This is a genomic window from Kitasatospora sp. NPDC001547, assembly GCF_042894165.1.
Lineage (GTDB): Bacteria > Actinomycetota > Actinomycetes > Streptomycetales > Streptomycetaceae > Kitasatospora.
The window spans coordinates 616244-642179 of sequence record NZ_JBIAVL010000002.1 but is presented as its reverse complement, the minus strand read 5'-3'; the positions used below and the strand labels follow the sequence as shown (position 1 = coordinate 642179).

Sequence of the window (25936 nt, the reverse complement as noted above, 5' to 3'; positions counted from 1 at the left end):
TCAGTCCCGCCGGTTCGGCCGGATCGCGGAGAAGAGGACGAGCGTCAGGATCGAGGCGGTGAAGAGGATCAGGAACCTCCGTCCTCCCTCGGAGCCAGCGGGCAGCCAACCCTGCAACAGCCCGATCAACAGCAACATGTCGAGCACGACCGCGATCGCGTACCCTGGTCGCTTCATGGCCGATCTCCCTCCCCGGTTCCGTTCGCATCACACCTACCCCGATCCAACCGCCGAGCACCAGAAGTCGGACCCGCCGACTTCCTGTGCACCCCACCGCCTCACGGCGCCGAAAACCGCATCCCAGCCCGGCCAGTGGCAAGGCGTTCGGCGCCGTGATCGCAGGCAACGGGGCCGGCCGGTGACGCGACACCGGCCGATCGCGGCAGCGATGGCCGCCGGACTGCTGTTGACGGCCGCGGCATGCGGCGAGGACTCCGATGCCCCGACCATGACACAGGCGCAGGCGAAGCAGCGGACCGCGGACTACATGGGGCAGGCCCTCGCCGATCTGCCCCAGCCCGTCGCCACGGCCGGCGAGCGGGAGAACGGCACCAACTGCTTCAGGAACGACGCCCCCTCCGAGTACGACGGCCGCGTCGTGGAGGTCACGGAGAGGCGGCTCTCCGGCATTCCGGGGGACCGCCAGGCCGAGTACGTCGAGCGCCTCCGGACCCGGATCGAGGCCATGGGATTCCGGCAGGACGACTCCGGCGCCCTGCGCACGTCCGCCCACTTCACGAACTCGACCGACCAGTTCACCGGCTCCATCGACGGGATCGGCAGCTCGTACGGGACTCTCGTGATCGGCTTCTCCTCCCCGTGCGTGTGGCCCGACGGCACCAAGCCCCCGCGCTGAGCCGTACCTCCTCGACCGGCTAAACCCCCCGGCAGGCGCCAGGACGCCGGCTCCTCGCCGTCAGGCTCGGCGGGCGTGGGAGGCGAGGCGGTCGGCGAGGGCGGTGACGAGGTCGCGCAGCTCGTCGGGGCGCTCGATGACGAACGGCCGGTCGAGTGAGGCGAGGACCGGGGGCAGCCAGTCGAGACGCTCCGCCCGCAGCTCGACGCGCAGCCAGTCTCCGGACTCGGGCGCGCACTCCTCCAGGGTCGCGACGCTCGCGGGGAGGTGGGCGCGGATCTGCGCGGCCGTTCCGTGGATCCGCAGGGTCACCTCGTGCCGGTACTCGGCCGTGGCGAACGCCGACAACACCCGCTGCGCCGGGCCAGGGCCCTCGGGGGCCTCGAAGGAGCCGGGCCGGGTCCGCGCGTCCTCGATGCGGTCGAGCCGGAAGGTCCGGTCCTCGCCGATCGCGGGGTCCTCGCCCGTGACGTACCACCGGCCCGCGTGGGCGACGATCCCGTACGCGTGCAGCGTGCGCTCGCTGCGCCGTCCGTCGCGGTCGGTGTAGCGGATCGAGACGGGTCGGCGGTGGCGCACCGCGTCGGCGATGGTGAGCAGGACCCCGGCGTCCGGGGTGGCGAACTCGCCGGGCCGGTCCGTGAAGTCGAGGGCTTCCAGGAGCGTGTCCAGCCGATGCGCGAGGTGCCGGGGCAGCACCCGCCGGATCTTGGCCGCCGCCGTCTCACCCGCTGTGCGTTCCGTCGTCGTCAACCCCGCCCGGCGGCCGGCGACCAGACCGAGCAGGACGGCCAGCGCCTCGTCGTCGCTGAGCATGAGCGGCGGCAGGCGGTACCCGGGAGCGAGCCGGTACCCGCCGTAGCGGCCGCGCACCGACTCCACGGGGACGTCCAGCTCGATCAGCTGGTCCACGTACCGGCGCACGGTGCGCCCCTCGACGCCGAGCCGGTCGGCGAGTTCGGCCACGGTCCGGGTGCCGCCCGACTGCAGCAGCTCCAGGAGGGTCAGCACGCGGGCGGCCGGTCGAGACATGTTCGCAGCCTAACGCGAATAGGGGACCGGTTCTGTCCACTATTTCTCCTAGCCTGCGACGCGCACCCATTCGGCACGGCCAAGGAGATCCCCATGGACTTCGTCTCGATCCGCATCATCACCGGCGACGTGGCGCGCCTCGTCGAGTTCTACGAGCGAGCCACCGGCGCCCGGGCGGCGTGGGCCACCGAGGACTTCGCCGAACTCAGGGTCGGCGGCGCCACCCTCGCGATCGCCGGCACCCGGACCGTCCCGCTGTTCGCCCCGGGCTCCGCCCGCCCGGCGGCCAACCAGAGCGTGATCACCGAGTTCCTCGTCGACGACGTGGACCGCGTCCACCGCAACCTGCGCGGCTTCGTCACCGACTTCGTCACCGAGCCCACCACGATGCCCTGGGGGAACCGGTCGCTGCTGTTCCGCGACCCCGACAGCAACCTGGTCAACTTCTTCACCCCCGTCACCCCGGCGGCCGTCGAGAAGTTCGCGCGCTGACGCCACCCGCACGGCGGCCCGCGCGACGGCATCACCGTGCACAGGAAGTCGGCCCCGCCGACTTCCTGTGCAGTACGAGTGCCGGCCCGCGCATCACGACGGTGCGGGGCCGGCGGGCGTCACGACGACGCGGTCGGACGCGGGGCGGCCCACCAGGTCGAGGGCGCCGCGACCGTGTACCCCAGCGACTCGTACAGCGGCCTGCCCAGCTTCGAGGCGGTGAGGGTGGCCGGGAGGTCCGCCAGGTGGGCGAGGGCGCCGAGCATGACGGCCCGGCCCACGCCGCGCGAGCGGAACGCCGACGACGTGCTGATCCAGTAGTGGCTGCCGACGCCGTCGGCCACCACGCTGACGCCGGCTCCCGCGGCCACGCCGTCGACCGAGGCGATGAACACGTCCACGCCCGGCTGTTCGATCAGCGACGTCGGGAAGAGTTCGCCGGGGCGGTGGGGCTCGAAGGTGTCCAGCTCGAAGCCCTCGATCACCAGCCGCTCGGCCGTCTGGAGGTCATCGGGCCGCCGCACCCTGGTCACGTCCAGCGCCGGTTCGGCGACCGGCCCGGGCAGGCGCAGCATGACCGGCATCTGCCAGGTCCGCATGCCCAGGTGGCTCAGGTCGGTGGAGCTGAACGGATCCTCGACGTTCACCGCCCCCGCGGCCCGGCGGACCAGCTCCGTCAACCCGGCCAGTTCGTCCGGGTCGAGGTCGGGCTCCTGGACGAGGATCCGCAGACCCGCCCGCTCGTCGCCGTCGACCGCGACGAATCCGCGGCAGCGGATCACCTCGTGCCCGCGGGCTCGGCCGGTCGCGGTCCAGAAGGCGGCGGAGTTGCGGGCCTGGTGCTTCGGCGCCTGGGCCAGCGAGACGGGCTGGTCGGTCGCAGTGGATCCTGTTGTCATTGGGCCTACGGTAGTACGGAATTGACCCGTCGTCCGGGCCGGTTTTCCGACCGGCCGACCAGCCGCCTCCGACCCGGCCGCCTCCGACCGGGACGGCGGCAGGCCGGGACGACGGCAGGAGCAGACGGCGGCGGGCCCGGACGCTCCGCGCCTCCGGGCCCGCCGCGTACCGCACGCCGCGTCAGTGCGCGGCGGCCTCCCAGTTCGGGCCGACGCCGACCGACACGTCCAGCGGGGCGCGCAGCGGGTAGGCGCCCGCCATCTGCTCGCGGACGAGGGCCTCGACCTGCTCGCGCTCGCCCGGGGCCAGCTCCAGCACGATTTCGTCGTGCACCTGGAGCAGCATCCGGGAGGTGAGGCCGGCCGCGCGCAGCGCCTCGTCCACCCGGAGCATGGCGATCTTGACGATGTCGGCGGCCGAGCCCTGGATCGGGGCGTTGAGGGCCATCCGCTCGGCCATCTCGCGGCGCTGGCGGTTGTCGCTGTTGAGGTCCGGCAGGTAGCGGCGGCGGCCGAGCAGCGTCTCGGTGTAGCCCGTCGCCCGGGCCTCGTCGACGACCCGGCGCAGGTAGTCCCGCACGCCGCCGAAGCGCTCGAAGTAGGTGTCCATCAGGCCCTGGGCCTCGGCCGGCTTGATGCCGAGCTGCTGCGAGAGCCCGTACGCGGACAGCCCGTACGCCAGGCCGTAGGACATCGCCTTGATCTTGCGGCGCATCTCGGCGTCCACCGCGGCGCGCGGCACCTCGAAGACCTGGGAGGCGACGGTGTTGTGCAGGTCCTCGCCGGAGGCGAAGGCCTCGATCAGCGCCTCGTCCTCGGACAGGTGCGCCATGATCCGCAGTTCGATCTGCGAGTAGTCGGCGGTGAGCAGCGACTCGTAGCCCTCGCCGACGACGAAGGCGCGGCGGATGGCGCGGCCCTCCTCGGTGCGGACGGGGATGTTCTGCAGGTTCGGGTCCTGCGAGGAGAGCCGGCCGGTGGCGGCGACCATCTGGTTGAAGGTGGTGTGGATGCGGCCCTTGGGCGAGACGGTCTTGAGCAGGCCCTCGACGGTGGTGCGCAGCTTGGCCTGGTCGCGGTGGCGCAGCAGGATGACCGGCAGCTCGTTGTCGGTCTGGGTGGCCAGCCAGGTGAGCGCGTCGGCGTCGGTGGTGTAGCCGGTCTTGATCTTCTTGGTCTTGGGGAGGGCGAGCTCGCCGAAGAGGATCTCCTGGAGCTGCTTGGGCGAGCCGAGGTTGAACTCGTGCCCGGCGGCGGCGTGCGCCTCCTCCACCACGCGCTGGATCTCGGCGGCGAACTGCGCCTCCAGGCCGGTGAGCCACTCGCGGTCGGCGGCGATGCCGTAGCGCTCCATCCGGGCCAGCAGGGCGGCGATGGGCAGTTCCATGTCGTGCATCAGCTCGGCGGCGCCGACCTCGCCGAGGCGGGTGTCGAAGAGCGCGGCGAGGTCGAGCACGGCGCGGGCCTGGAGCATCAGCGACTGGGCGGCGGCCGTCTCGTCCTCCTCCGGCGCGTCGAAGGAGAGTTGGCCGCTCTCGGCGGCGGGGGCGGGGGTGAGCGAGCGGGCCAGGTACTCCTCGGCGAGCACCTCCAGGGTGAAGGTGCGGCGGCCGGGCTTCTCCAGGTAGGCGGCGAGCGCGGTGTCGGCGACGACGCCCTCGATCGTCCAGCCGCGCTCGGCGAAGGCGCGCATCACCTGCTTGGCGATGTGCAGGGCCTTGGGGGCGGCGGGGTCGGCGAGCCAGCGGGTGAGGGCCTGCTCGTCCTCCTCGGCGAGCAGCGCCGGGTCGAACCAGGCGGCGGACTCCCCGGCGGCGAGGGCGACTTCGGTGACCTCGCCGGAGCCGAGCGCCCACTGGTAGACGGCGGCGAGGGCGACGGTGGTCTTGCCGTCGGAGGCGTGCTCGGCCAGCCAGGCGGCCAGGGTGCCCGGGTCGGTGAGGAGCTCGCCGTCGACCTCGACGCCGGGGGCGAGCTCGGCCTCCGCCTGGGCCTCGCCGGCGGCCGGGTCGATGCCGAAGACGCGGTCGCGGAAGTTGGCGTTGCGGAACTCCAGCGACTCCATCAGGGTGCCGACGGCGTCCTTGTCGAACGGCTTGCGGTCCAGGTCGGCGACGCCGACCGGGAGTTGGACGTCGCGGACCAGCTCGGTGAGCACCCGGTTGCGCTTGACCGAGTCGAGGTGGTCGCGCAGCTTCTCGCCGATCTTGCCCTTCACCTCGTCGGCGCGGGAGACCAGTTCGTCGAAGGAGCCGAACTGGTTGACCCACTTGGCGGCGGTCTTCTCGCCGACGCCGGGGATGCCGGGCAGGTTGTCGGACGGGTCGCCGCGCAGCGCGGCGAGGTCCGGGTACTGGCGCGGGGTGACGCCGTACTTCTCGGTGACCTTCTCCGGGGTGAAGCGGGTGAGCTCGGAGACGCCCTTGGTGGGGTAGAGCACGGTGACGTGGTCGGTGACCAGCTGGAGCGAGTCGCGGTCGCCGGTGACGATGTCGACGTCGTAGCCGGCCGCCTCGGCGGCGGTGGCCAGGGTGGCGATGATGTCGTCGGCCTCGAAGCCCTCGACGGTGAGCCGGGGGACGTGCATGGCGTCGAGCAGTTCGCCGATCAGGCCGATCTGGCTGCGGAACTCGTCCGGCGTCTTGGCGCGGTTGGCCTTGTAGTCGGGGAACTCGACGGAGCGGAAGGTCTGCCGGGAGAGGTCGAAGGCGACGGCGAGGTGGGTGGGCTGCTCGTCGCGCACGGTGTTGGCGAGCATCGAGGCGAAGCCGTAGACCGCGTTGGTGGGCTGGCCGGTGGAGGTGTTGAAGTTCTCCACGGGCAGGGCGTAGAAGGCCCGGTAGGCCATCGAGTGCCCGTCGAGCAGCATCAGCCGGGGCCGCCGGCCGGCCCCGCCGCCACCCGTCGCGCCCTTGTCCGTACTCTGCGTAGCCACGTCAACGTCCGTTCCTGCCGATTCCACTACCGGCCACCGATCCTATGGCCCGGCACCGACAAAAAGGACGCCGCGCCGGTCCGTCCGCAGCCGCTACCTCCGAGTAGGACGGTCGTACGATCACAGGCGGCACGCCCCCGGCGTTCCCCGGCATTCCCGGCCTTCCCAGCAGTCCCCAACAGTCCCCAGCGTCCCCCAGCGGCAGGAGCTCCCCCCATGACCGACGCGGCCCCCGGCACCGCCACCGACACCACGCCCGCCCCCGCGCCCGCCACCGCGCCCGCCACCGCGCCCGCGACCGACACCGCGCCGGTCCTGAACGTCCCGCAGGACGTGCTGGACCACTTCGCCAAGCTCGGCGTCAGCCCGCAGACCTTCTCCGGCGGCCACCTCGGCGAGAAGCTCGGCATCCGGATCGTCGAGGCCTCCGGCGACCGCGTGGTCGGCACCATGCCGGTGGAGGGCAACCAGCAGCCGTACGGACTGCTGCACGGCGGCGCGTCGGCGGCGCTGGCCGAGACGCTGGGCTCGATCGGGGCGATGCTGCACGCCGGACCGGGCCGCTACGCGGTCGGCGTGGACCTCAACGCCACCCACCACCGCTCGGCCACCTCCGGCCTGGTGACCGGGGTGGCGACGGCCGTGTTCAAGGGCCGCACCGCCGCCACCTACGAGATCGCGATCACCGACGACACCGGCCGGCGGATCACCAGCTGCCGGCTGACCTGCATGCTGCGCGACCTCTGACGGGCCCCCGGGAACCGCCGGCCCGACGCGGACCACCGGCCCGACCCGGGACCTCCGGCGCGGCCCGAACCACCGGCGCGACAACGGCCGTACCGCGTCGCCGAGTTCACTCGAAACGACATCAAGTCCCTTTTCCGCCCCCTTGTTTGACCTTCCGCCGCCTTGGGCAGGCGTTGGTCTGGACAAGGGGGCGTTCACATGCCCGGGCGCGGCCGACCCCCATCCCGCAGCATGTGACGCTACGTAACAAGTAGGAAATCCGATCAATTGCCGGTTCCGAGGCCTTCAGGCGCCCCGGAACCATGCGGCCGGGCTCTCCACGTCCGCAATCCGGACGCTCAAGGTCGAAACCAGGGCATCGGACATGATCGTCCGATAATCGACGCTGCCAGCTGCAACCCCCATTTCTGGGCCTTACATCCCCCTACCAGCAAGTAAACGCCTGACATCGCGGGATGGATCGAGCCGGAACGACCACATGGTGAGACAAATGCTCCGTGTGCTCATAACAAGAGAATCACAGCCTGCCCCCAGCACTGCCAGAGCCGCCCAACGGCATCTAGAGTCACGGCCAGTCACCGCGCCATTCGATTGGGCCAGGCCCTCCGCGCACTCCGGCTCCCGCCATTCCGGCGCGGGCGCCTCCTGAACCGAAGGGGACCCTCGTGCGTCACCGTTCAGCAGTTGTCGTGAGCATTGCCGTGATCGGCGCCCTCAGCCTCACCGCCTGCGGCTCCCGCGGAGAGAAGAAGGGCGGCGACGGCGGCGGCAACTCCGCCTCCACCACCGTCGTCATCGGCGTCGACGCCCCGCTCACCGGCGACCTCTCCGCCCTCGGCCTCGGCATCCGCAACTCCGTCGACCTCGCGATCAAGAAGGCCAACGAGAGCAACGAGGTCCCCGGCGTCAAGTTCGAGATCAAGGCCCTGGACGACACCGGCAAGCCCGCCCCCGGCCAGCAGAACGCCACCCAGCTGGTCGGCGACTCCAAGGTCCTCGGCGTCGTCGGCCCGCTCAACTCCAGCGTGGCGCAGTCGATGCAGCAGATCTTCGACGACGCGAACCTGGTCGAGGTCTCCCCCGCCAACACCGGCGTCGCCCTCAGCCAGGGCGAGAAGTGGGCCAGCGGCGAGAAGAAGCGCCCCTTCAACTCCTACTTCCGCACCGCCACCACCGACGCCGTCCAGGGCCCGTTCGCCGCCCAGTTCCTCTACAACGACGCCAAGAAGACCAAGGTCTTCCTCATCGACGACCAGAAGACCTACGGCGCCGGCCTCGCCGGCACTTTCAAGGGCGAGTTCACCAAGCTCGGCGGCACCCTCGTCGGCGAGGAGCACGTCAACCCCGACGACCGCGACTTCGCCGCCATCGTCACCAAGGTCAAGAGCTCCGGCGCCGAGGCCGTCTACTACGGCGGCGAGTACCCCGCGGCCGGCCCGCTCTCCCTCCAGCTCAAGGAGGCCGGCGTCAACATCCCCCTGATGGGCGGCGACGGCATCCAGAGCGGCGACTTCATCAAGCTCAACCCCAAGAGCCAGGGCGACTACGCCACCGCCGTCGGCCTGCCGGTCGAATCCCTCGACACCGCCAAGAAGTTCATCGCCGACTACAAGACGGCCGGCTACAAGGACGCCTACGAGACCTACGGCGGCTACTCCTACGACAGCGCCTGGGCCATCATCCAGGGCGTCAAGCAGGCCGTGAAGGACAACAACGGCAAGGTCCCCGACCGCAAGGCCGTCCGCGACGCCGTCCAGAAGGTCACCTTCGACGGCGTGACCGGCAAGGTCTCCTTCGACGAGTTCGGCGACACCACCAACAAGCAGCTCACCGTATACACCGTCAAGGACGGCAAGTGGGCCGTGGAGAAGTCCGGCACCTTCAAGGGCTGACACCGAGTCACCACCCGCTCCACCGGCCCCACTTCCCCACCACATCGCGCGCGGGGGCGCCACGAGTGCCCCCGCGCGCACCCACATCCACCACCCACGCGGACACCCCCGAACGCACTACGGAGGCCCAGCGGTGCACGACCTACCGCAGCAGCTGGCCAACGGCCTGATCCTCGGCGCCCTCTACGGGCTCGTCGCGATCGGCTACACGATGGTCTACGGCATCGTCCAGCTCATCAACTTCGCCCACGGCGAGATCGTCATGGTCGGCGGCTTCGGCGCCCTGACCGCCTACCTCGCCCTCCCCGGCGGCACCACCCTCTGGCTGGCCCTGCCGCTCATGCTGATCGCCGGCATCCTGGTCTCCACCCTCACCGCCGTCGCCGCCGAACGCTTCGCCTACCGCCCCCTGCGCACCGCCCCCCGGCTGGCCCCGCTGATCACCGCCATCGGGCTCTCCATCTTCCTCCAGCAACTCGTCTTCTCCTTCTACCCGGACGCCAAGAAGGCCCGGGTCTTCCCCAAGCTCCCCGGCGACCCGTTCAGCCTCGGCTCCGTCACCATCCAGCGCAGCGACCTCTTCCTGATCATCGCCGCCCCGCTGTGCATGCTCGCCCTCGGCTGGTTCGTCACCCGCACCCGCTCCGGACGCGCCATGCAGGCCACCAGCCAGGACCCGGACACCGCCAAGCTGATGGGCATCGACACCGACCGCATCATCGTCATGGCCTTCGCCATCGGCGCCGCGTTCGCCGCCGTCGCCGCCGTCGCCTACGGCCTGCGCAGCGGCCAGGTCGACTTCCGGATGGGCTTCATCCTCGGCCTCAAGGCCTTCACCGCCGCCGTCCTCGGCGGCATCGGCAACATCTACGGAGCCATGCTCGGCGGCCTCGCCCTCGGCCTCGCCGAAGCCCTCGCCACCGGCTACATCCAGCACCTGCCCGGCATGCACCTCTTCGGAGGCGGCGCCTGGAAGGACGTCTGGGCCTTCGTTCTCCTCATCCTCGTACTCCTGATCCGGCCCCAGGGCCTGCTCGGCGAGCGCGTCGCGGACAGGGCGTGACCACCATGACCACCACCACCGAAACGACCCCGGTCATCCCGCTGCCGGCCCGCGCCGCCGCCGCCGTCACCGCACTCGGCGCCCTCGCCACCGCGGCCTCCGCCGCCATGTCCTGGACCTGGACCTCCGAGTTCCCCGGCGACCTCACCTACTACGGCTCCCCGGCCGGCCTCCAGTGGCTCGCCCTCGCCGCCGGCCTGCTCACCCTGGTCCTGCTGCTCGCCGGCCAGGGCGTCCCCGGCCTGCGCTGGGCCGCCCCCTCCCGCAGCCACAACGCCGTCCTGTACGCCGCCACCGGCGCCCTCACCGTCGCCGTCTACTCGGTCGCCGCCGTCTCCACCGAACTCGGCGGCCTCGCCAACCTCGAACCCGGCGGCTGGGTCCTCGCTGCCGGCGGCCTGATCAGCGTCCTCGGCGCCCTCGGCCTCCCGCTCGACCGCCGCACCGCCGTCCCGCTGCGGACCCTCGACAAACGCCTCTTCCTGCTCGTCCCGGTCGCCCCCGCCGCCTGGTTCGCCGCCCACGCCATCCCCGAGGACAAGCCCGTCGCCCCGGTCATGACCGCCCTCGCCGGCGGCCTCGCCATCGCCGCCGGCGCCGTCCTGCTGCTCCAGCTCGGCCACCTCGCCAACAGCACCATCCGACTGGGCCGGACCGACCGCCCGCTGCCCGCACCGCGCCCGCTCCCCTCCTGGCTCGAAGTGCTGCTGATCGTCCTCGCCTTCGGACTCGGACTGTTCGCGATCACCTTCGGCATCGACACCGAGTACGGCGAACTCTTCACCGGCTACCTGCTGTTCGTCGCCCTCGCCGTCCCCGCCCTGTCCAGGTCCGGCCTGCTCGCCCGGCTGCGCGCCCTGACCGTCAAGCACCGCCCGGTCACCACCGGCGCCGCCTTCGCCGCCGCCGCCAGCTTCCCGTTCACCCAGACCAGCGACCAGTACACCTCCGTCGCCACCAACATCCTGATCTTCGCCACCGTCGCCCTCGGCCTCAACATCGTCGTCGGCCTGGCCGGCCTGCTCGACCTCGGGTACGTCGCCTTCCTCGGCGTCGGCGCCTACGCCGCCGCCCTGGTCTCCGGCTCCCCCGCCTCCCCCATCCACGTCCAGTTCCCGTTCTGGGCCGCGATGCTCACCGGCGCCGTCGTCTCGATGGTCTTCGGCGTACTGATCGGCGCCCCCACCCTGCGGCTGCGCGGCGACTACCTCGCCATCGTCACCCTCGGGTTCGGCGAGATCTTCCGCATCACCATGCTCAACCTCAACGGCACCACCGGCCCCAAGGTCACCAACGGCTCCAACGGCATCCCGCGCATCCCCGACCTGCAGATCCTCGGCTTCGACCTCGGCAAACCGCACACCGTGCTCGGCGTCGAACTCGGCCGCTTCTCCAACTACTACCTGCTGATGCTCCTGGTCACCGCCCTGGTCGTGCTCGTCTTCGCCCGGGTCGGCAACTCCCGCATCGGCCGCGCCTGGGTCGCCATCCGCGAGGACGAGACCGCCGCCGAGGCCATGGGCATCAACGGCTTCCGGCTCAAGCTGCTCGCCTTCGCCCTCGGCGCCCTGCTCGCCGGCCTCGCCGGCACCGTCCAGGCCCACGTCAGCTACACCGTCACCCCCGACCAGTACACCTTCGCCGAGGCCCTCCCGCCGAACTCCGCCTTCCTGCTCGCCGCGGTCATCCTCGGCGGCATGGGCACCATCAGCGGCCCGCTGGCCGGCGCCACCCTCCTCTTCCTCATCCCGAAGAAGCTCGAGTTCCTCGCCGACTACCAGCTCCTCGCCTTCGGCGCCGCCCTCATCGTCCTGATGCGGGTGCGCCCCGAAGGACTCATCCCCAACCGGCGCCAGCAGCTGGAGTTCCACGAGGCCGCCGTCCCGGCCCAGGCCTCCGGCGAGCCGACCGCACTCACCAAGGCAGGGGCGTGACCGACCCGATGACCACCACCGCCGCACCCCTGCTCGAAGTCACCGGCGTCACCATGCGCTTCGGCGGCCTCACCGCGGTCAACGACGTCTCCCTGACCGTCGGAGAGGGCGAGATCATCGGTCTCATCGGCCCCAACGGCGCCGGCAAGACCACCTTCTTCAACTGCCTCACCGGCCTGTACGTCCCCACCGAGGGCGCCGTCCGCTACCGCGACACCCTGCTGCCGCCCAAGCCCCACCTGGTCACCCAGGCCGGCATCGCCCGCACCTTCCAGAACATCCGGCTGTTCGCCAACATGACCGTCCTGGAGAACGTCCTGGTCGGCCGGCACACCCGCACCAGGGAAGGCATCTTCTCCGCCATCCTGCGCGGCCCCGGCTACCACCGCGCCGAGGCCGAGAGCCGCGAGAAGGCCATGGAACTCCTGGCGTTCACCGGCCTCGCCGACAAGGCCGACCACCTCGCCCGCAACCTCCCGTACGGCGAGCAGCGCAAGCTGGAGATCGCCCGCGCCCTCGCCTCCGAACCCGGCCTGCTGCTGCTCGACGAACCCACCGCCGGCATGAACCCCCAGGAGACCCGGGCCGCCGAGGAACTCGTCTTCGCGATCCGCGACAAGGGGATCTCCGTCCTCGTCATCGAGCACGACATGCGCTTCATCTTCAACCTCTGCGACCGCACCGCGGTGCTCGTCCAGGGCCAGAAGATCGTCGAGGGCGACCGCGAGACCGTCCAGAACGACGAACGCGTCATCACCGCCTACCTCGGCGCCCCGCTCGAAGGCACCAGCCCCGCCGTTACGGAGTCCGACCAGTGACCGCACTTCTCGAAGTTCAGGACCTCCGCGTCGCCTACGGCAAGATCGAAGCCGTCAAGGGCATCAGCTTCACCGTCGCCCAGGGCGAGGTCACCACCCTCATCGGCACCAACGGCGCCGGCAAGACCACCACCCTGCGCACCCTGTCCGGCCTGCTCAAGCCCACCGCCGGACGGATCACCTTCGACGGCCAGGACCTCTCCACCGTCCCCGCCCACAAGATCGTCGCCCTCGGCCTCGCCCACTCCCCCGAGGGCCGGCACATCTTCCCCCGGATGACCATCGAGGAGAACCTCCTCCTCGGCGCCTTCCTGCGCACCGACGCGGCCGGCATCGCCGCGGACGTCGAACGGGCCTACGGCCTGTTCCCGATCCTCGGCGAACGCCGCCGCCAGGCCGCCGGAACGCTCTCCGGCGGCGAGCAGCAGATGCTCGCGATGGGACGGGCCCTGATGTCCCAGCCCAAGCTGCTCATGCTGGACGAGCCCTCGATGGGCCTCTCCCCGCTGATGATGCAGAAGATCATGTCCACCATCGTGGAGCTGAAGTCCTCCGGTACGACCATCCTCCTGGTCGAGCAGAACGCCCAGGCGGCGCTCTCGCTCTCCGACCAGGGCTACGTCATGGAGACCGGCCGCATCGTCCTCTCCGGGACGGGAGCCGACCTCCTGCACGACGAGTCCGTCCGCAAGGCCTACCTCGGCGAGGACTGACCCACACCATGCGGAAGGGCCCGGCAGAAACGTTCTGCCGGGCCCTTCGCGCGCGCCCTACTCGGACTTGCCCTCTTCCGCCTTCTTGCGGTCCTGGGCCTCGCCCTCCTCGATGACCGCCTCGGCCACCGCCGCCATCGTCATCCGACGGTCCATCGACGTCTTCTGGATCCACCGGAAGGCCGCCGGCTCGTTCAGCCCGAACTTGGTCTGCAGCACGCCCTTCGCCCGGTCCACCAGCTTCCGGGTCTCCAGCCGCTGGCTGAGATCCCCGATCTCCTTCTCCAGCGCCCGCATCTCCGCGTACCGGGAGACCGCCATCTCGATCGCCGGCACCAGGTCCGACTTCGAGAACGGCTTGACGATGTACGCCATCGCCCCGGCGTCGCGCGCCCGGTCCACCAGCTCCCGCTGCGAGAAGGCCGTCAGCATCAGCACGGGAGCCAGGTGCTTCTCGTGGATCTGCTCGGCGGCCGACAACCCGTCCAGGACCGGCATCTTCACGTCGAAGATCGCCAGGTCCGGCTTCAGCTCCTCCACGAGCCGCACCGCAGTCTCCCCGTCCCCGGCCTCACCGACGACGGTGTACCCCTCCTCCTCCAGCATCTCCTTGAGGTCGAGGCGGATCAGCGCCTCGTCCTCGGCGATCACGATCCGGGTGATCTGGGGCATATCGGTCTCAAGCGGCTGCGCCTGCTCGTCGGCGGTGCTCACGTGGCTCCTAGTTCCGGCGGGGTACTGCATGCACGAGGGTACCCAGACACGGTATGTTTGAGACCAGCGGGTCCGAAGTTCAACCTTCGAATCCACGGGCGCCCCGGTAGCCCAGCGGCGAGAGGCGATGGTCTCAAACACCATACAGCGTGGGTTCGAATCCCACCCGGGGCACTTTTCCTTCGATTCGTAAGCCACTTAGGGCAGCCTAACGGTTGGCGATCTTCATCAATCCGGAGGAAAATCGTGGCACTCCCCGGACCTGTCCGTGTGATTCGCGCACGCTCGGTCGCATGTACGACATGGCCGCACGTCGGCGAGCACTCGATCTACACGCCTCCGGCCTGACCTTCAGTCAGGTCAGCCGCGCGACCGGAATATCCCGGTTCGCCATCCGCGAGTGGGCATCGGGCGTCGCCCCCAGCCCGCGCATGGCGGCGGAGTGCCCGGTCCGTGACGGCCGACTCGATCCCTCGCGTCCGTCAGCCGACTACGCCTACCTGCTGGGCCTGTACCTCGGCGACGGTTGCATCAGTGAGGGCCGCCGCCAGGTCCACGCCCTCCGCATCGCCTGCTGCGACGCCTGGCCCGGCCTCATCGAGGAGTGCGAGCGGGCTGTCTCCGCCGTCATGCCGCACAACAAGGTCAACCGTGTCCAGGCGCCGGGCTGCACAAGCGTCGTCAGCACCAGTAAGCACTGGCCCTGCCTCTTCCCCCAGCACGGCCCCGGCCCGAAGCACTTGCGGTCGATCTCCCTCACGCCCTGGCAGCAGAAGATCGTGGATGCCCACCCCTGGGAGTTCCTACGCGGGTTGATCCACTCCGACGGGTGCCGCATCACCAACTGGACGACCCGCACAGTCGGCGGCGTCACGAAACGCTACGAGTACCCGAGGTACTTCTTCACCAACACCTCGACCGACATCATCGGGCTCTTCACCGCCGCCCTCGACGCCGTCGGCGTCCAGTGGAAGAGCACCTCACGCTCCAACGGCGCCTTCAACATCTCAGTCGCCCGCAAGGACTCCGTCGCCCTCATGGACGCCCACATCGGCCCCAAGTACTGACGGCGGCGCGACCCCTGGAAGGGGCCGCGCCGGGCGGTGGGCGCTCAGGCGTCCAACGTCCCCACGTGGTGGACGCGGACGAGGTTGGTGGAGCCGGCCAGGCCGGGCGGGGAGCCGGCCGTGATGACGACGATGTCGCCCTTCTGGCAGCGGCCGAGCGACAGCAGCGCCGCGTCGACCTGTTCGACCATCTGGTCCGTCGTCGGGGCGAACGGGCCGAGGAAGGTCTCCACGCCCCAGGTGAGGGCGAGTTGGGAGCGGACGGCCGGTTCGTAGGTGAAGGCGAGCACCGGGATGGGTGAGCGGTAGCGGGTGAGCCGGCGGGCGGTGTCGCCGGACTGGGTGAAGGCGATCAGGTACTTGGCGTGCAGGAAGTCGCCGATCTCGGCGGCCGCGCGGGCGACGGCGCCGCCCTGGGTCCGCGGCTTGCTGCCGGTGGTCAGCGGCGGCAGTCCGGCCGCCAGGATGTCGTTCTCGGCGGCCTCGACGATCCGGGCCATGGTCTTGACCGTCTCGACCGGGTACTTGCCGACCGAGGTCTCCCCGGAGAGCATCACCGCGTCGGTGCCGTCCAGGACGGCGTTGGCGACGTCGGAGGCCTCGGCGCGGGTCGGGCGGGAGGTGTTGATCATCGAGTCGAGCATCTGGGTCGCCACGATGACCGGCTTGGCGTTGCGGCGGGCGAGCTTGATGGCGCGCTTCTGGACCAGCGGGACCTGTTCGAGGGGCATCTCCACGCCCAGGTCGCCGCGGGCCACCATGATCCCGTCGAAGGCGTCGACGACGGACTCCAGGTTGTCCACCGCCTGCGGCTTCTCGATCTTGGCGATGACCGGGACGCGCCGCCCCTCCTCCGCCATGATCCGGTGGACGTCCTCGATGTCGCGCCCGCTGCGGACGAAGGAGAGCGCGACGAGGTCGGCGCCGGTCCGCAGCGCCCACCGCAGGTCGGCGACGTCCTTGTCGCTGAGCGCGGGGACGGAGACGGCGACGCCGGGGAGGTTGAGGCCCTTGTGGTCGGAGACGAGGCCGCCCTCGATGACCAGGCACCGCACGTGCGGCCCGTCGACGGCGACGACCTCCAGGGTGACCCGGCCGTCGTCGACCAGGATCCGCTCGCCGCGGCCGACGTCGCCGGCGAGCCCGGAGTAGGTGGTTCCGCAGCGGTCCTTGTCCCCCACGACGCCGTTGTCGGTGGAGATGGTGAACTCGTCGCCGCGTTCGAGAAGTACCGGCCCGTGGGCGAAGGTGTCGAGCCGGATCTTCGGGCCTTGAAGGTCGACGAGGACGCCGACGCTGCGGCCGGTCTCGTCGGCGGCCTTGCGGACGCGGCGGTAGCGTTCCTCGTGCTCGGTGTGCGAGCCGTGACTGAGGTTCAGTCGGGCGATGTCCATCCCGGCGTCGACCAGGGACTTGATCTGGTCGTACGAGTCGGTGGCGGGCCCGAGGGTACAGACGATTTTTGCTCGGCGCATAGTGCTGAGACTAGGCATTACCGGCGCGTAACCACGACGCGGGTCCGTACTGCGGGATGACCGTTGCGCCAAGGCGAGTTGAACAATCTGACACACCCTCGGACCACTGTACGAACGCCCCGCGCCACACCCGTCCCGCGCTCCTCCCGTACGCCTCCCGCGCCGCCCCCCGATGCGATTCCGTGAAGGGGTGTTCACCTCCGGTTCACCGCCGCTTCCGTCCCCGCTCCCCGCCCGGCGGGACGCTCGTCACCCACGGGTGACTGCCCGGGCTCGCCGGGCGACCACCCGGACGAAGTAGCGGACGAGGGGGAAGCGTTCGGCATGAAACGCGCACTGGGCGTGGTGGCGGCCTTGGCCCTGCTGGGCGGGGTGGCCTATGCACTGATCCCCCCGGAGAAGGGCTCCGGCCTGGTCACGGTCACCGGCCTGATCGGGTCGGAGAAACGTGACTTCTTCGACAACCCGGACGTCAAGGCCGAGTTGAAGAAGCAGGGCCTGGTGGTCAAGGCGGAACCGACCGGCTCCTGGACGATGGACGACCAGGCGAGGAACACCCCGAACCTGGACTTCGCCTTCCCGGCGAGCAGCGCGCCGGCGCTGGCCATCCAGCGGGACTGGGCACAGAAGGACTCGCCGCGGGTGCAGTTCTACTCCCCGCTGGTGATCGTCACCCACCAGCCGGTGGCGGAGGTGCTGAAGTCCAACGACCTTGCCGGTGTGAACGATTCGGGTGTCTGGACGTTCAACATGGACAAGTACGTGGAGGCCCTGAAGAAGGGCGGCCGGCAGTGGGAGACGCTGACGGACGCGTCCCGGCACCCGGAGCTGACCGGCACGATGTACGTGTCCACCACGGATCCGGAGAGTTCCTCCTCGGGTGCCCTGTACCTGGCGATCCTGTCCTACCTCGCGAACGGCAAGAAGGTGGTGTCCGACGACGCGGGCCTGAACGCCGTCAAGGGCGTCGTGTACGACGCGAACCGGTTCCAGGGGCTGCAGAAGGTCAGCAGTGACGGGCCGTTCCGGGAGTTCGGCGCGGGGGTCAACACGATGGTCTTCGCGTACGAGTCGCAGGCCGCCGCCCTGCCGATCCAGGGCAAGCAGATCGGCGACATGGTGGTGATGTACCCGACCACCACGATCAAGACGGACCACACCCTGGTGGCCAGGACGCCGGGCGGCCAGAAGCTGGCCGACGCGCTGGTGAACAGCCCCGAGCTGCGCAGGCTGGAGGCCAGGTTCGGCCTGCACCCGGACGCCGAGCCGGACCTCTTCTGGAACGAGGTGAACGGGAAGCTGCCGAAGTTCGTCCCCGACGTGCGGGCCGCGGGGCTGGCCCTGGCCCCGGTGCCCTCGCTGGAGTTCATGAAGAAGCTGACCACCGCGGCGAAGACCGGGAGCGCGAAGTGAACCTCCGTACCATGCGCCGCGGCCGGCTCGTCGTGGCCCTGACGGCCGCGCTCGCGGCGGTGACCGCCTGCACCTCCGGCGGCGGAAAGGCCGGCCCCGACCCCAGCGGCCCGCCCGCCGAGACGGCCCGTGCCGGGGTGCTGCGGGTCCTGGCCGGCAGTGAACTCCAGGACCTGGCGCCGGTGCTGGAGGAGGCCCGGAAGGCCACCGGGGTGACCGTGCAGTTCTCCTGGACGGGTTCCCTGGACGGCGCGGACACCGTCTCCTCGGGGCGGGCCGACGGCAGGTACGACGCCGTGTGGTTCCCCTCCAACCAGTACCTGCGGCTCGATCCGGCCGGCCGGTCCAAGGTGGTGTCCGAGACTCCGGTGATGGTCTCGCCGGTGGCGGTCGGGGTGCGGTCCTCGTCGCTGGGCGAACTGGGCTGGGGCGACGGTTCCAAGGTCAGCTGGGCGCAGGTCGGGGACGCGGCGGCGGCCGGGAAGCTGCCGTACGGGATGGCCGACCCGTCCCGGTCCAACTCGGGCTTCTCCACCCTCGTCGCGGTGGCCTCGGCCTTCTCCGGCGCGGGTGCGGCGCTGACCGACGCGGACGTGCAGAAGGCCAGCCCGCAGTTGAAGCAGTTCTTCAAGGGCCAGAAGCTGACCTCCGGTTCGTCCGGCTGGCTGGCGCAGGCGTACACCCGGGCCGAGTCGGGCGTGGTGGGCGCGCTGGTGAACTACGAGTCGGTGCTGCTGTCGCTGAACAGGACGCTGCCGCCGCAGCAGCAGCTGACGGTGGTGCGGCCGGTGGACGGCGTGGTGTCGGCGGACTACCCGCTGTCGCTGATGGCCTCCGCCGCGCCGGACCAGCGCGACGCCTTCCAGCGGCTGACCTCGTACCTGCTCAAGGAGGACGTGCAGAGGCGCATCTCCGAGACCACGCTGCGCCGTCCCGCGACGGCGGGCGTCGCCCCGGCCGCCGGGCTGCCCACCGACCGCCGCAGGGAGCTGCCGTTCCCGGGCACCAGGGCGGTCGCGGACGGCCTGCTGGGCGCGTACCAGAACGAGCTGCGCCGCCCGTCCCGGACGGTGTACGTGCTGGACACCTCGGGGTCGATGGAGGGCCCGCGGATCTCCGCGCTGAAGCGCGCGCTGGGCCGGCTGACCGGGGCGGACGACACCCGCGGGGTGCGGCGCTTCCGGGACCGCGAGGAGATCACCCTGCTGTCCTTCGCCTCCTCGGTGAAGTGGACCAGGACGCACGTGGTGCCGGCCACCGGTAGCCAGCCGGGCCCGCAGGCGGAGCTGGCGTCGATCGACGCGGACGTGCAGTCGCTGGCCGCCTCGGGCGGGACGGCGGTGTACTCCTCGCTGGAGGAGGCGTACCGGGTGATCGAGCGCCAGCAGGCGGCGGCCGGCGACGACCGGTTCACCTCGATCGTGCTGATGACGGACGGGGAGAGCAACGCCGGTGCGTCGGACGGCGACTTCAGGCGCTTCCACGAGGCGCTGCCGGCCGGGGAGAAGTCGATCCCGGTGTTCCCGATCAAGTTCGGGGAGGCGGCGGTGGGCCAGCTCCAGGGGATCGCGGACCTGAGCGGCGGCAAGCTGTTCGACGGGACGGGCTCGCTGGACGGGGTGTTCGAGGAGATCCGTGGCTACCAGTGACGGGTTCGGCTCCCGGGTGCTGCGCTACCTGGAGTCGGCCCGGAACCTGGTCGGCTGCGCGGGGGGAGCGGCCGGTCTGGGGCTGCACTTCGCCGGGCTGGGCGGGGCCTGGTGGCCGGCGGTGGTGGCCGGGCTGTACGGGGCGGGCGCGCTGCTGACGCCCGCCCCGGGGCCGCGCCGGGGGTCGCCGACGGCGCTGGGCGGGGGCGGGGTCCCCGGGTCGCGGCTGCCGGAGCGCGGGGAACCGTCGGGCGAGGACGCGGAGCGCGGGGAACCGTCGGGCGCAGGCCCGGTCGGCGGGGGCCCGGCACGCCGGGCGCCGGAGCCGCCGCACGTAGCGCCGGCCCACCAGCCGCCGGAGCGCGAGGCGCCGGAGCCGGTCCCCGCGCCCGACCCGGAGCTGGTGGCGCTGGCCGCCTACCTGGAGACGGTGCCGCTACCGCCCTCGGCGGGGGTGGACGCCCTGCTGGCGGCGCTGCGCGCGGCCGGCCCGGGCCCGGTGGCGGACCGGATCGTCCGGCACCGGCTGCCGGTCGCGGTGGCCGGCTACCTGCGGGCGCGGACCTGGCGGCCGTGGGCCGGGCCGGACGACCCGGATCCGGCGCTCCACCTGGGCCGCGAGGTCGACCGGCTGGCGGCGGAGCTGTCCTGACCGGCCGCCGGCCCCGGGGCCTGTGTCCGGACTCGCGTCGTTCGCCCCGCCGAGCGGGTCCGGGGACCGGCCCCACCACCCCGACCTCGCCGTTCCCGTCACGAACGAGTCGCCAAGATCTCACCTCTCGGACAGGTCGGGGGCTATTCAGCGCACCGGATCGCACGGCACACTTCTACGCGCGTCCCTCTACGCGCGTCGACGCGTGCACGCACACTTTTGCCAACGAATGCCAGTTGACGGTCGATCCGCCGTCGTCCCCACTCGGGAGAGTCGTCCATGCCCCTGAACCGCCGTGACTTCGTCACCCGGTCCGCCGCCACCGCCGCCGGCGCCGCCCTGGCCGGTGGCGCCACCCTGGCCGCCGCCCCCTCCGCCGCGGCCGCCCAGCCGGACACGGCGGCCGCCAAGGGCGGGCAGCGCCAGCCGCACAAGCAGGCCTTCACCGTCATGGGCACCACCGACCTGCACGGCCGGGTGCTCAACTGGGACTACTTCACGGACGCGGAGTACACCGACAAGGGCCACAACGCGGTCGGCCTCGCCAAGATCTCCACCCTGGCCAACCAGGTGCGCGAGGAGAAGGGCTGGAACCGCTGCCTGCTGATCGACTCCGGTGACACCATCCAGGGCACCCAGCTGTCCTACTACTACGCCCGGGTCGAGTCGATCGACACCGAGGCCGACACCGTTCCGGACCACCCGATGGCCGTCGCCATGAACCTCATGGAGTACGACGCCGCGGCGCTCGGCAACCACGAGTTCAACTACGGCATCCCGCTGCTGAAGGCCTACCAGGACCAGCTGGAGTTCCCGCTGCTGGGCGCCAACGCGCTGAACGCGAAGAACGAGAAGCCCGCCTTCAAGCCGTACGTGATCAAGGAGCTGCGCCTGGGCGGCGGCCGTCCGGTGAAGGTCGGCATCCTCGGCCTCACCAACCCGGGCATCGCGATCTGGGACAAGGCCAACGTCAGCGGGAAGATGGTGTTCCCGGGCATCGTCGAGACCGCCGCCACCTGGGTGCCGCGGATGAAGGCGGCGGGCGCGGACGTCGTCGTGGTCTCCTCGCACTCGGGCTGCGACGAGGCCACCACCTGGGGCGACCAGCTGCCCTGGGCCGAGAACGCCTCGGTCGCCCTGGCGGAGACCGTCCCGGACATCGACGCGGTGCTGGTGGGCCACGCCCACAAGGAGGTCCCGCAGCGCCTGGTCGTCAACAAGAAGACCGGCCGCACGGTCGTGCTCTCCGAGCCGCTCTGCTACGGCCAGCGGCTGACCTGCTTCGACTTCGAGGTCGAGTTCGCGGCCGGCGCCTGGAAGGTCTCCTCGGTCTCGGCCCGGCTGCTGAACTCCAACACGGTCCCGGAGAACCCGGAGATCACCAACGCGATCGCCGAGCAGCACAAGAAGGTCGTCGCGTACGTCAACCAGCGGATCGGCACCAGCAAGATCGAGCTGTCGATCGCCGACGCCCGCTTCAAGGCGACCCCGATCATCGACCTGATCGGCAAGGTCCAGGCCGACGCCGTCAAGGCCGCGCTGGCGGGCGGGCAGTACGCCAACCTCCCGGTGCTGGCCCAGGCCGCCCCGTTCAACCGCACCGCGGTGATCCCGTCCGGCCAGGTCAAGCTGCGCGACGCCGCGGGCCTCTACATCTACGAGAACACCCTGGAGGCCCGCATCCTGACGGGCGCCCAGCTCAAGGACTACCTCGAGTACTCGGTGAAGTACTACAACCAGCTCGCCCCGGGCGCCCCGGTCGACAAGGAGGCCCTGACCGGCGCCGAGGCCACCCCGGACTACAACTACGACTCGGTCTACGGCCTGAGCTACGACATCGACATCGCCCAGCCGAAGGGCTCGCGGATCGTCAACCTGTCCTTCCAGGGCAAGCCGATCGACCCGGCCGCCGAGTTCGTCCTCGCCGTCAACAACTACCGCGCCAACGGCGGCGGCAACTTCCCGCACGTCGCCAAGGCCAAGACGGTCTGGTCGGACTCCGACGAGATCCGCAACACCATGATCGCCTGGGTGAAGGCCAAGGGTGTCATCGACCCCGCCGACTTCTTCACCGACTCCTGGCGCCTCGTCCGCGCCGGCCAGCCGGTCTTCTGACCCGTACCGCACCGCCACCGGAAGGCCGTCGCCCCCTCGGCGACGGCCTTCCGGCCTGCCCGGTGGAAGAATGGCAGCATGAGCGAGTTCCAGATCCCAGACCGCCATGCCCGGCTGCTGGCCTACGCGCAGAGCCTGACGCCTCCCAGCGGGTGGAAGATCGAGATCTCCGGCGACGAGATCATCATGATGGCCGGCCCGTCGGTGATCCACCAGCGCAACCTGCTGCTCGTCCGCAGGCAGTTCGAGGCGCACGAGCCCGCCGGGATGATGCCGAGCGAGAACACCGACCTCACGTCCCCGAACGTCGGCAAGCTGCGCAACCCCGACCTGACCTACATCCCCCTCTCGGCGCTGGAGGAGGGCGGCAACCAGGTCCCCGCCGAGCAGGCGGCCATCGCGGTGGAGATCGTCTCCCCGTCGAACCCGGAGAACGACCTGGTCGGCAAGGTCCGCGACTACCCGCTCATGGCCATCCCGCTGTACCTGCTGATCGACCCGCGCGAGGGCGACCTGACGCTCTACTCCGAGCCGTCCGGCAGCGGCTACCACCGGCAGTGGAACGGCAAGTTCGGCGACCCGGTCCCGGTCCCGGCCCCCTTCGGCTTCGAGCTCGCCACCGACGCCCTGCTCCGCTACCCGGCCTGAACGGCCGGACCCTACGGGGCCTCCCGGCGGGTGCCGCCGGGAGGCCCGTGCGTTCCTGCGAAGCCCCCGGTCAGAAGGGGAAGACCGCGCGCTCGTGCTGGACGGAGATCCACTTCAGGGTGGTGAAGGCGTCCACCGTGGACTCGCCGTTGAGGCGGCCGACGCCGGAGTTCTTCTCGCCGCCGAAGGGCACGCCCGGCTCGTCGGCGATGGTGCCGCCGTTGACGTGGATCATTCCGGTCTCGATCCGCTGGGCGAGCTTCACGCCGCGCTCGACGTTCGCGGTGTGCACCGCGCCGCTGAGTCCGAACGGCGTGGCGTTGGCGAGCCGCACGGCCTCGTCCTCGCCGTCGAACGGCACCAGCAGCACGACCGGGCCGAACAGCTCGTTGCGCAGGATCGGCGCGTCCTCGGCCAGGCCGGTGAGCACCGTCGGCGACATCAGGCTGCCGACCGTGCCGCCGCGCAGCAGCGCGGTGGCGCCGGCCGCGACCGCCTGGTCGACCTGGGCGGCGAGGGCGTCGGCCTGGACGGGGTTGATCAGCGGGCCGATGTGGGTGGCCGGGTCCCTCGGGTCGCCGACGGTGAGCGAGGCGACCTTGGCGACGAACTTCTCGGTGAACTCGGCCTCGACGGCGCGGTCCACCAGCACCCGGTTGGCGGCCATGCAGACCTGCCCCTGGTGGACGAAGCGGCTGAACACCGCGGCGTCCACGGCGTGGTCCACGTCGGCGTCGTCCAGCACGATCAGCGCGCTGTTGCCGCCGAGTTCCAGGACCGTCCGCTTGAAGTGCGCGGCGGCGACGGTGGCGACGTGCCGGCCGACCTTGTCGGAGCCGGTGAAGGAGATCACCTTGGGCACCGGGTGCTCCAGGAAGCTGTCGCCGATCTCGGCGATGTCGGTGATCACCACGTTCAGCAGGCCGGGCGGCAGCCCCGCGTCCTCGAAGAGCTTCGCGATCAGCCCGCCGCCGACCACCGGGGTCTCCTGGTGCGGCTTGAGGACGACGCCGTTGCCGAGCGCGAGCGCCGGGGCGACGGCCTTGAGCGCCAGGAACAGCGGGAAGTTGAACGGGCTGATCACGCCGACCACGCCGACCGGCAGCCGGTAGAGCCGGTTCTCCCGGCCCTGGGCGGGCGAGGCGAGCAGCCGGCCCTCGGAGGCCACCGACAGGTGCAGGCACTCCCGCAGCACGTCCCTGACCAGCGACAGCTCGAAGCCCGCCTTCAGGGCGGTGCCGCCGAGTTCGGCCATGATCGCGCCGACGATCTCCGGTTCGCGCTCCTCCAGCAGCCGCAGCGCGCGCTCGAAGACCAGCCGCCGCTGGTACGGGTTGGCGGCGGCCCACGCCTTCTGGGCGCGCGCGGCGGCGCGGTAGGCGAGGTCGACCTCTTCGACGGTGGCGACGGTGATGGTGGCGAGCTTGTCGCCGGTGTAGGGGTCGACGTCGACGATGTCCCAGGAGCCGCTGCCACTGCGCCACTCACCGTCGATGTACTGCAGCGCCAACTCGGAGAAGTACGACATCTGATCCCTCTCATGCACCGACCTGATGGGGAATCATCGTACTGACGGATCAAAGCTCCTGGCGCACCGCGTACAGCAGGTCGCGGGTCCGCTCCGGGCTCAGGCTGTCGGCGACCAGGTCGTCCATCGCCTGCCGGTACTCGGCCACCTCGGCGGGCTTGTCGAGGTAGAGCGCGGTGGTGAACTGCTCCAGGTACACCACGTCCGCCAGTTCGGCCTCGGCGAAGCCCAGGACGGTGAAGGCGCCGCTCTCCGCGCTCAGCCCGGCGTTGCCCAGCGGCAGCACCTGGAGCCGTACGTTGGGCAGTTCGCCGAGCTCCAGCAGCCGGTCCAGCTGGCCGCGCATCTGCTCCGGGCCGCCCCAGGGCCGGCGCAGCGCGGCCTCGTCCAGCACGGCGACCAGCTGCGGCGCCCGCGCGTCGGTGAGCAGCGCCTGCCGCCGGAGCCGGACGTCGACCCGGCGCTCGATCTCCTCCGGCCCGTTGGCGTGGCAGCCGGCGGTGACCACGGCCCGGGCGTAGTCGGCGGTCTGGAGCAGCCCGTGGACGAACTGGACCTCGTAGCTGCGGATCTCGGCGGCGGCCTCCTCCAGGCCCAGGTAGTTCTGGAACCAGCCGGGGAGCACGTCCCCGTACTCGTGCCACCAGGAGCTGGCGTTGGCTTCGCGCAGCAGTCCGAGGACGGTGGCGCGCTCCTGTTCGGCGTCGACGCCGTACAGGGTCAGCAGGTCGGCGACGTCGCGTTCCTTGAAGCCGACCCGGCCGAGCTCCATCCGGCTGATCTTGGATTCGGAGGCTCGGATCGAGTACCCGGCCTCCTCCCGGCTGACGCCTCTGGCCTCGCGGAGCTTGCGCAGTTGGGTTCCGAGCAGCAGTCGCCTTACGGTGGCGCCCCCGCCTGCCTGAGTCGTGCCCATCGACGTCATCCTCCGCACTCGCCCAGCCCCCCGGCCGTCGGCGGCAGTCTGCCACCTGGCACCGACGAACAACAGCCCGCTGCCCGGAAGCCGTCGGGGGCCGGGGCAACTGGGGCCGTTCGTTCGAGAGTTGACGCTACCCGGGACGGTGTGCGGACGTCTCTTCCGGTGTGCTCCGACGCCTGCTGGTCGCCGTACCGCCGCTTGCCGTCCTCGTCCCCCTCGCCGCGTCGGCGTCCGGTCGGCCGGGTCGTGCCGGCCCCGGGGTGCGGGGCCCCGAGGTGCTGGGCCGCTCCTGGCGCCGTCGGCTTCTGGGGGAACGCGACGGCGCCCGCCCTCCAACTGGTCGGGGAAGAGGGCAGGCGCCAGGAGACCGCG

Annotated in this window: 22 protein-coding genes and 1 tRNA gene; 15 read left to right on the top strand and 8 right to left on the bottom strand. The window is 71.1% G+C overall.

Annotation, left to right across the window (positions count from 1 at the left end; all coding sequences use genetic code 11):
- Entirely contained in the window at positions 1–177 is a 177-nt protein-coding gene (locus ACFY0X_RS05645; protein ID WP_387749142.1) for a hypothetical protein, read from the bottom strand.
- Between the two features lie 271 nt (positions 178–448).
- Here ACFY0X_RS05645 and ACFY0X_RS05640 point away from each other — a divergent pair, with 271 nt between their 5' ends.
- A complete protein-coding gene (locus tag ACFY0X_RS05640) occupies positions 449–856 on the top strand; it encodes a hypothetical protein (RefSeq protein ID WP_387749139.1) in 408 nt (135 codons plus the stop codon).
- 60 nt (positions 857–916) lie between these two features.
- On the opposite strand, the gene ACFY0X_RS05635 is transcribed toward ACFY0X_RS05640, so the two are convergent.
- A complete protein-coding gene (locus ACFY0X_RS05635; RefSeq protein WP_387749138.1) occupies positions 917–1888 on the bottom strand; it encodes a helix-turn-helix transcriptional regulator in 972 nt (323 codons plus the stop codon).
- A 93-nt stretch (positions 1889–1981) separates the two neighbouring features.
- On the opposite strand from ACFY0X_RS05635, the gene ACFY0X_RS05630 reads away from it, so the two are divergent.
- Complete coding sequence (locus ACFY0X_RS05630) at positions 1982–2380, top strand: VOC family protein (protein WP_387749135.1); 399 nt, start codon at positions 1982–1984, stop codon at positions 2378–2380.
- A 119-nt stretch (positions 2381–2499) separates the two neighbouring features.
- On the opposite strand, the gene ACFY0X_RS05625 is transcribed toward ACFY0X_RS05630, so the two are convergent.
- A complete protein-coding gene (locus tag ACFY0X_RS05625; RefSeq protein WP_387749133.1) occupies positions 2500–3279 on the bottom strand; it encodes a GNAT family N-acetyltransferase in 780 nt (259 codons plus the stop codon).
- A 181-nt stretch (positions 3280–3460) separates the two neighbouring features.
- Positions 3461–6148 carry a DNA polymerase I gene (gene polA / locus ACFY0X_RS05620; protein WP_387749317.1) on the bottom strand — a complete coding sequence of 896 codons (2688 nt, stop codon included), beginning with the start codon at positions 6146–6148 and terminating at the stop codon, positions 3461–3463.
- A gap of 282 nt (positions 6149–6430) precedes the next feature.
- Here polA and ACFY0X_RS05615 point away from each other — a divergent pair, with 282 nt between their 5' ends.
- The 6 genes from ACFY0X_RS05615 to ACFY0X_RS05590 all read left to right on the top strand — a co-directional run bounded on the left by ACFY0X_RS05615 (position 6431) and on the right by ACFY0X_RS05590 (position 13381).
- A complete protein-coding gene (locus ACFY0X_RS05615) occupies positions 6431–6961 on the top strand; it encodes a PaaI family thioesterase (RefSeq protein ID WP_387749130.1) in 531 nt (176 codons plus the stop codon).
- A 665-nt stretch (positions 6962–7626) separates the two neighbouring features.
- On the top strand, positions 7627–8853 hold the full coding sequence (locus tag ACFY0X_RS05610; protein WP_387749127.1) for a branched-chain amino acid ABC transporter substrate-binding protein: 1227 nt from the start codon (positions 7627–7629) through the stop codon (positions 8851–8853).
- Between the two features lie 133 nt (positions 8854–8986).
- On the top strand, positions 8987–9916 hold the full coding sequence (locus ACFY0X_RS05605; protein WP_387749124.1) for a branched-chain amino acid ABC transporter permease: 930 nt from the start codon (positions 8987–8989) through the stop codon (positions 9914–9916).
- Between the two features lie 5 nt (positions 9917–9921).
- Positions 9922–11850: a branched-chain amino acid ABC transporter permease gene (locus ACFY0X_RS05600; RefSeq protein WP_387749121.1), complete on the top strand. Its 1929-nt coding sequence runs from the start codon at positions 9922–9924 to the stop codon at positions 11848–11850.
- A gap of 8 nt (positions 11851–11858) precedes the next feature.
- A complete protein-coding gene (locus ACFY0X_RS05595; RefSeq protein WP_387749315.1) occupies positions 11859–12668 on the top strand; it encodes an ABC transporter ATP-binding protein in 810 nt (269 codons plus the stop codon).
- The gene (locus tag ACFY0X_RS05590) at positions 12665–13381 is read left to right on the top strand and encodes an ABC transporter ATP-binding protein (protein WP_387749119.1); all 717 of its coding nucleotides are present in this window, start codon (positions 12665–12667) and stop codon (positions 13379–13381) included. The genes ACFY0X_RS05595 and ACFY0X_RS05590 overlap by 4 nt, the downstream gene beginning before the upstream one ends.
- Before the next feature lie 57 nt (positions 13382–13438).
- Here the strand turns inward: ACFY0X_RS05590 and ACFY0X_RS05585 are convergent, their stop codons facing one another.
- Positions 13439–14053 (bottom strand): ANTAR domain-containing response regulator, encoded by a 615-nt coding sequence (locus tag ACFY0X_RS05585; protein ID WP_387749312.1) that lies wholly within the window; start codon positions 14051–14053, stop codon positions 13439–13441.
- Positions 14054–14195: 142 nt separating this feature from the next.
- Between ACFY0X_RS05585 and ACFY0X_RS05580 the strand changes: the two genes are divergently transcribed.
- Together ACFY0X_RS05580 and ACFY0X_RS05575 are read left to right on the top strand one after the other, a co-directional pair.
- Positions 14196–14269, top strand: a tRNA-Leu gene (locus ACFY0X_RS05580).
- A gap of 119 nt (positions 14270–14388) precedes the next feature.
- Positions 14389–15162 (top strand): transcriptional regulator, encoded by a 774-nt coding sequence (locus tag ACFY0X_RS05575; RefSeq protein ID WP_387749116.1) that lies wholly within the window; start codon positions 14389–14391, stop codon positions 15160–15162.
- Between the two features lie 44 nt (positions 15163–15206).
- Here the strand turns inward: ACFY0X_RS05575 and pyk are convergent, their stop codons facing one another.
- On the bottom strand, positions 15207–16637 hold the full coding sequence (pyk, locus tag ACFY0X_RS05570) for a pyruvate kinase (RefSeq protein WP_387749113.1): 1431 nt from the start codon (positions 16635–16637) through the stop codon (positions 15207–15209).
- Between the two features lie 324 nt (positions 16638–16961).
- Between pyk and ACFY0X_RS05565 the strand changes: the two genes are divergently transcribed.
- From ACFY0X_RS05565 to ACFY0X_RS05545, 5 genes are all read left to right on the top strand, one after another.
- On the top strand, positions 16962–18050 hold the full coding sequence (locus ACFY0X_RS05565; protein ID WP_387749111.1) for a substrate-binding domain-containing protein: 1089 nt from the start codon (positions 16962–16964) through the stop codon (positions 18048–18050).
- 11 nt (positions 18051–18061) lie between these two features.
- On the top strand, positions 18062–19699 hold the full coding sequence (locus ACFY0X_RS05560; RefSeq protein WP_387749309.1) for a VWA domain-containing protein: 1638 nt from the start codon (positions 18062–18064) through the stop codon (positions 19697–19699).
- Complete coding sequence (locus ACFY0X_RS05555; RefSeq protein WP_387749108.1) at positions 19686–20351, top strand: hypothetical protein; 666 nt, start codon at positions 19686–19688, stop codon at positions 20349–20351. Before ACFY0X_RS05560 ends, ACFY0X_RS05555 begins: the two co-directional genes overlap by 14 nt.
- A gap of 279 nt (positions 20352–20630) precedes the next feature.
- Positions 20631–22466: a bifunctional metallophosphatase/5'-nucleotidase gene (locus ACFY0X_RS05550; RefSeq protein ID WP_387749105.1), complete on the top strand. Its 1836-nt coding sequence runs from the start codon at positions 20631–20633 to the stop codon at positions 22464–22466.
- A gap of 78 nt (positions 22467–22544) precedes the next feature.
- Positions 22545–23114: a Uma2 family endonuclease gene (locus tag ACFY0X_RS05545; RefSeq protein ID WP_387749102.1), complete on the top strand. Its 570-nt coding sequence runs from the start codon at positions 22545–22547 to the stop codon at positions 23112–23114.
- 70 nt (positions 23115–23184) lie between these two features.
- On the opposite strand, the gene ACFY0X_RS05540 is transcribed toward ACFY0X_RS05545, so the two are convergent.
- Both ACFY0X_RS05540 and ACFY0X_RS05535 read right to left on the bottom strand, forming a co-directional pair.
- Positions 23185–24642, bottom strand: coding sequence for an aldehyde dehydrogenase family protein (locus tag ACFY0X_RS05540; protein ID WP_387749099.1), 1458 nt, complete (start codon positions 24640–24642; stop codon positions 23185–23187).
- A gap of 49 nt (positions 24643–24691) precedes the next feature.
- Entirely contained in the window at positions 24692–25558 is an 867-nt protein-coding gene (locus ACFY0X_RS05535) for a helix-turn-helix domain-containing protein (protein WP_387749096.1), read from the bottom strand.
- Positions 25559–25936 lie beyond the last annotated feature (378 nt).

Coding starts and splice junctions, on each gene's coding strand:
- ACFY0X_RS05575 (WP_387749116.1), top strand. CDS start 14,389: ATGTACGACATGGCCGCACGTCGGCGAGCACTCGATCTACACGCCTCC.
- polA (WP_387749317.1), bottom strand. CDS start 6,148: ATGCTGCTCGACGGGCACTCGATGGCCTACCGGGCCTTCTACGCCCTG.
- ACFY0X_RS05625 (WP_387749133.1), bottom strand. CDS start 3,279: ATGACAACAGGATCCACTGCGACCGACCAGCCCGTCTCGCTGGCCCAG.
- ACFY0X_RS05595 (WP_387749315.1), top strand. CDS start 11,859: ATGACCACCACCGCCGCACCCCTGCTCGAAGTCACCGGCGTCACCATG.
- ACFY0X_RS05545 (WP_387749102.1), top strand. CDS start 22,545: ATGAGCGAGTTCCAGATCCCAGACCGCCATGCCCGGCTGCTGGCCTAC.
- ACFY0X_RS05630 (WP_387749135.1), top strand. CDS start 1,982: ATGGACTTCGTCTCGATCCGCATCATCACCGGCGACGTGGCGCGCCTC.
- ACFY0X_RS05535 (WP_387749096.1), bottom strand. CDS start 25,558: ATGGGCACGACTCAGGCAGGCGGGGGCGCCACCGTAAGGCGACTGCTG.
- ACFY0X_RS05645 (WP_387749142.1), bottom strand. CDS start 177: ATGAAGCGACCAGGGTACGCGATCGCGGTCGTGCTCGACATGTTGCTG.
- pyk (WP_387749113.1), bottom strand. CDS start 16,637: ATGCGCCGAGCAAAAATCGTCTGTACCCTCGGGCCCGCCACCGACTCG.
- ACFY0X_RS05540 (WP_387749099.1), bottom strand. CDS start 24,642: ATGTCGTACTTCTCCGAGTTGGCGCTGCAGTACATCGACGGTGAGTGG.
- ACFY0X_RS05565 (WP_387749111.1), top strand. CDS start 16,962: ATGAAACGCGCACTGGGCGTGGTGGCGGCCTTGGCCCTGCTGGGCGGG.
- ACFY0X_RS05550 (WP_387749105.1), top strand. CDS start 20,631: ATGCCCCTGAACCGCCGTGACTTCGTCACCCGGTCCGCCGCCACCGCC.
- ACFY0X_RS05600 (WP_387749121.1), top strand. CDS start 9,922: ATGACCACCACCACCGAAACGACCCCGGTCATCCCGCTGCCGGCCCGC.
- ACFY0X_RS05615 (WP_387749130.1), top strand. CDS start 6,431: ATGACCGACGCGGCCCCCGGCACCGCCACCGACACCACGCCCGCCCCC.
- ACFY0X_RS05635 (WP_387749138.1), bottom strand. CDS start 1,888: ATGTCTCGACCGGCCGCCCGCGTGCTGACCCTCCTGGAGCTGCTGCAG.
- ACFY0X_RS05560 (WP_387749309.1), top strand. CDS start 18,062: ATGCGCCGCGGCCGGCTCGTCGTGGCCCTGACGGCCGCGCTCGCGGCG.
- ACFY0X_RS05640 (WP_387749139.1), top strand. CDS start 449: ATGACACAGGCGCAGGCGAAGCAGCGGACCGCGGACTACATGGGGCAG.
- ACFY0X_RS05585 (WP_387749312.1), bottom strand. CDS start 14,053: ATGCCCCAGATCACCCGGATCGTGATCGCCGAGGACGAGGCGCTGATC.